This window comes from Tardiphaga sp., from assembly GCF_044340795.1.
Lineage (GTDB): Bacteria > Pseudomonadota > Alphaproteobacteria > Rhizobiales > Xanthobacteraceae > Tardiphaga.
Genome location: NZ_JBIISY010000403.1, coordinates 1 through 3,437 on the forward strand (window position 1 = coordinate 1; position 3,437 = coordinate 3,437).

The 3,437-nt window shown below is 61.1% G+C and carries 4 protein-coding genes; all 4 read left to right on the forward strand.

The genetic code is table 11. The features are described 5' to 3' along the window. Positions 1-125: 125 nt before the first annotated feature. Complete coding sequence (locus tag ACIQ17_RS32280) at positions 126-401, forward strand: sulfur globule protein precursor (RefSeq protein WP_398473633.1); 276 nt, start codon at positions 126-128, stop codon at positions 399-401. A gap of 172 nt (positions 402-573) precedes the next feature. Continuing rightward, on the forward strand, positions 574-750 hold the full coding sequence (locus tag ACIQ17_RS32285; RefSeq protein WP_398473634.1) for a hypothetical protein: 177 nt from the start codon (positions 574-576) through the stop codon (positions 748-750). A gap of 62 nt (positions 751-812) precedes the next feature. After that, on the forward strand, positions 813-2,672 hold the full coding sequence (locus tag ACIQ17_RS32290) for an ABC-F family ATP-binding cassette domain-containing protein (RefSeq protein ID WP_398473635.1): 1,860 nt from the start codon (positions 813-815) through the stop codon (positions 2,670-2,672). A gap of 201 nt (positions 2,673-2,873) precedes the next feature. Beyond that, positions 2,874-3,437, forward strand: a 564-nt coding sequence (locus ACIQ17_RS32295; RefSeq protein WP_398473636.1) for a hypothetical protein, incomplete at its 3' end; no start/stop codon positions are given.

Sequence of the window (3,437 nt, forward strand, 5' to 3'; positions counted from 1 at the left end):
CGTTCTTGACGGTCGCGGACGGATCCTGTTCAGCCGGGCAACCCTAGTCTCCATCCATAGCACGCCCCACCCGCTTCCGGCGGCATCCACCGGCCAACGGACGTGCCAGACGAGGAGAGATCACGATGTTCCGCAAGATCGCACTGACTTTGGTGGCTGTGGCTTCCCTTGGCGCCGCAGCTTTGGCGCCGACCGCCGCCTCGGCCTGGGGCGGACATGGCGGCTGGCACGGGGGTGGATGGCACGGCGGCGGCTGGGATGGTGGCTGGCACCGCGGCTGGGGCGGCCCGCCCCGCTTTGCTGGCGGCCCGGTCTATTACGGCGGTGGCGGCTGCTGGGTCCGCCGGGTGGTTCCCACCCCATGGGGTCCACGCTGGCGCTCGGTCAACCGCTGCTACTAACTATTTACCACAGGAAGCGCCCGACCCTCCCGGCCGGGCGTTTTCGCATTGCACCTGTGGATATTTCACCCTTTTTTGAGCGATCGGCGCTGAAATCCGGAAAGTGGGAAACATTTTCACCCCGCCTGACTTGCCTTGGTATCTGTACGACAACCGACCTTTCTGGATGGACATGGCTTCACCTCTCACCAATGACGGCGATGACGAGATGGACCGTGGCACCACTGCGGCGATCTGCAACGCCATCGGGGAGAGGCTGCGCCGGGACATGGGAACCGATGAGGCCCTGCCCTCGCATCTCCAGATGCTCCTGAGTCAGTTCCAGCAGCGCGACGACGACGGCGCCTGACCGCAAATCGCCGTTGCCCAAATCGTTATTGCCTTTGTGCGCAGCAGCGGTGACAAGGCCGCATGCTCTCCATCAACGACATTTCCATCCGCATTGCCGGCCGGCTTCTGATCGACGAAAGCACGGTGCAAATCGCCCCCGGCGCACGCGTCGGCTTTGTGGGCCGCAATGGCGTTGGCAAATCGACGCTTTTCCATGCCATCCGAGGCGACCTCTCGCTTGAAGGTGGCAGCATCACTATCCCGCCGCGCTGGCGGATCGGCAGCCTTGCCCAGGAAGCACCGGATGGTCCGGAGAGCCTGATCACTGTCGTGCTCAAGGCCGATGTGGAGCGTCACGCACTGCTGGCCGAGGCCGAGACCGCCACCGATCCGGATCGCATCGCGGATATCCAGACGCGTCTCGTCGATATCGACGCCCATTCCGCCCCGGCCCGCGCCGCGGCCATTCTGAGCGGCCTCGGTTTCTCCGCCGAGGACCAGCTTCGGTCCTGCTCGGAATTCTCCGGCGGCTGGCGGATGCGTGTGGCGCTGGCGGCAACCTTGTTCTCGGCGCCCGACCTGCTGCTGCTGGACGAACCCACCAACTATCTCGATCTCGAAGGCACCTTGTGGCTGGAGGATCACCTTGCCAACTATCCGCGCACGGTGATCGTCATCAGCCATGACCGCGATCTGCTCGATGTGTCGGTGAACGAGATCCTGCATCTCGACCGCGGCAAGCTGGTGCATTATCGCGGCACCTATTCGAATTACGAGGAATTCCGCGCCAATCGCGAAGCCCTGCACGCGAAGAACTTCGAACGCCAGCAGGCCGAGCGCAAGCGGCTGCAGGACTTCGTCGATCGCTTCAAGGCCAAGGCAACGAAAGCCCGCCAGGCGCAATCGCGCGTGAAGATGCTGGAGCGGATGAAGCCAATCGCCGCCATCATCAGCGACGAGGTGCGCGAGATCCATTTCCCCGCCCCGGAAAAAATCCTGTCGCCACCGATCCTCGCGCTCGACAATGTGTCGGTAGGTTATGAGCCGGGCAAGCCCGTGCTCAACAAGGTGACGTTGCGCGTTGATACCGAGGACCGCATTGCCCTGCTCGGCTCCAACGGCAACGGCAAATCGACACTGGTGAAGGTGATCGCGAACAAGCTACAGCCATTTTCGGGCTCGACGACACGCGCCGACAAACTGTCGGTCGCCTATTTCGCCCAGCATCAGGTCGATGAACTGGTGATGGACCAATCGGTCTATGACCACCTGCGCAAGCTGATGCCCGAAGCGCCGGAGTCAAAAGTCCGCGCACGCGCCGGCAATATCGGCTTCTCCGGCAAGGCTGCAGACACGATCGTGAAGAGCCTCTCCGGCGGTGAAAAAGCGCGGTTGCTGTTGGGACTCGCGACCTTCTATGGCCCGAACCTCATCATCCTCGACGAACCGACCAACCATCTCGACATCGACAGCCGCGCAGCGCTCGCCGAAGCCATCAACGAATTCCCGGGCGCCGTGATCATGGTCTCGCATGACCGCTATCTGATCGAGGCCTGTGCCGATCAGCTCTGGGTCGTGGCGAACAAGACCGTCACCAATTTCGACGGCGATCTCGAAGACTATCGCAAGCTGGTGATGCAGACCCGCGATCCCCGCACGCCGGCGCGCGAGCGTGCTGCGGGCGAGGAAAAGCCAGCGCGCACGAAAGAGAAGCGCATCTCGCCAAGGCAGCAGGTCGCCGAAGCGGAATCGGAGATGGAGCGCATCACCGGCATTATCGAGAAGATCGATACCGCGCTGTCGCTGCCGGATATTTTCACCCGCGATCCCAAACAGGCGGCGCAACTGACCAAAGCCCGGGCCGCAGCGGCCGATGCCCTGGCCCGCGCAGAAGAACAATGGCTCTCCGCCAGCGCACTGCTGGAAGACGCGAGCAGCTAACAACCAGCGCTCGCGCATGGGCGACTTGCAAACGACAAATAACGTGTTGCACTCATAAATTGCATCGATACAATACACACCCTGAAAAGGGGTGAGACAATGGAGCTATTCCTACTCTTCGGAACGCTCGGATTCGTCGTCTATGAGGCGCTCGCTTGGTTCAGGGTGCCCCGAGACTCCCCCGGTCCACCAGGCTTCGCAATGTCAAAGCCCGATGGGCACATCGGGGGCATCGCAATCCACCTCACCCCAACGACACGAACGGCAGCGCGGCGCATATTCCGCGTAGCCTTCAGCTTCGCACTTGTTGGAACGGCACTGATCGTTCACCAAAGCTTTCTGCCCTCTGGGGCAGTCTCTCGCAATCGTTTCACAATCTTGCTCGGCATGTTCTGGGGCCCGCTGTTCGGAATCTGGATCAACGCTGTTCTACGGCACTCCGGTGATAAAAAGCTGTCCCGCGGCCTAGCTGTGGGCGGAATCGGACTGGCACTGCTCTTCACACTCGGATCTTTCGGTGATGAAACAGCAAAACTTATGCGAGAGTATGCGCGGAAGATCAGCAACGTGAAGATTGCCGGCGCTGAACTTTCGTTTTCCGATCGAATGATAAGAGGTTCACCCGGGGCTGGCGCCTTACCACCGAGCGGGCGACAATTAGTATCTGGTTCTGCCGGTCTACAAAATGTCGCGGACCTTTCCGATAGAATCCAACTAGATGAAGAATATCTCGATCTATTCACACGCGTGTCGGTGAAAGGACAC

Bases quoted from the DNA above. Each gene is read 5' to 3' on its own strand.
- ACIQ17_RS32280 (WP_398473633.1), top strand. From the start codon at position 126: ATGTTCCGCAAGATCGCACTGACTTTGGTGGCTGTGGCTTCCCTTGGC.
- ACIQ17_RS32290 (WP_398473635.1), top strand. From the start codon at position 813: ATGCTCTCCATCAACGACATTTCCATCCGCATTGCCGGCCGGCTTCTG.
- ACIQ17_RS32285 (WP_398473634.1), top strand. From the start codon at position 574: ATGGCTTCACCTCTCACCAATGACGGCGATGACGAGATGGACCGTGGC.